Consider the following 736-nt stretch of genomic DNA (forward strand, 5'->3'; position numbering starts at 1 on the left):
GTCGGGCAACACCAAGATCAGCGAAATGCGCTACGCCTTTGTAGGCAACGGCTTCGTCGCCGGTCTCGCCCTCGATGCGCTCGAGCCGGGCATGGTCAACGTCTATGATGACCAGAACACCGACATGAACAAGCTCGGCGTTGCCGGTCGCGTCGGCTTCTCCGCTGGTGGCGCTTCCGCCAAGCTCGATGCCGCTTACGACACCTACAACGAAGAAGCTTCGTTCCGCGTGCTGAGCAGCTTCGCTCTCGGCCCGGGCGCTCTTGAGCTGGCCGCCCTCTACAACACCGGCGCCAACGCTTACGCCCAGACGTGGGATATCAATTCCTCGTACTACGGCTACACCGAATGGGCCGTCGCTGCTGGTTACCAGCTCGACGTTACCGACAAGCTGCGCATCACGCCGCAGGTTCAGTACAGCCAGCTGAAGACCGACAACGACATCGGCCTCGGCGACGATCCGGACCTGTGGAACGGTGGCGTGTACTTCGAATACGAGCTGGTTCACAACTTCTGGGCCAAGCTCAACGTTCAGTACACCGACTACAACGACGATCTTTCCGACGCCGGTGCATCCGACTGGTCCGGTTACTTCCGTCTGCAGCGCGACTTCTAAGCGCCTCATCTGGCAGACAGGCCCGTACACCACGCGGGCCTGTTCCTCCCCGCAGAAGCAGGTTCGCCCTGTCTGCGGGGTTTTTTATATGTCGCCCGGAATCACGACCTCAACGAGATG

At 60.6% G+C, this 736-nt stretch carries 1 protein-coding gene; it reads left to right on the forward strand.

The annotated features are described in order from the left end of the window. A partial coding sequence (locus MD273_RS18495) for a porin (protein WP_239039251.1) occupies positions 1–616 on the forward strand: 616 nt, incomplete at its 5' end. Positions 617–736: the final 120 nt, after the last annotated feature.

Source organism: Marinobacter sp. C7 (assembly GCF_022343555.1).
Classification (GTDB): Bacteria; Pseudomonadota; Gammaproteobacteria; order Pseudomonadales; family Oleiphilaceae; genus Marinobacter.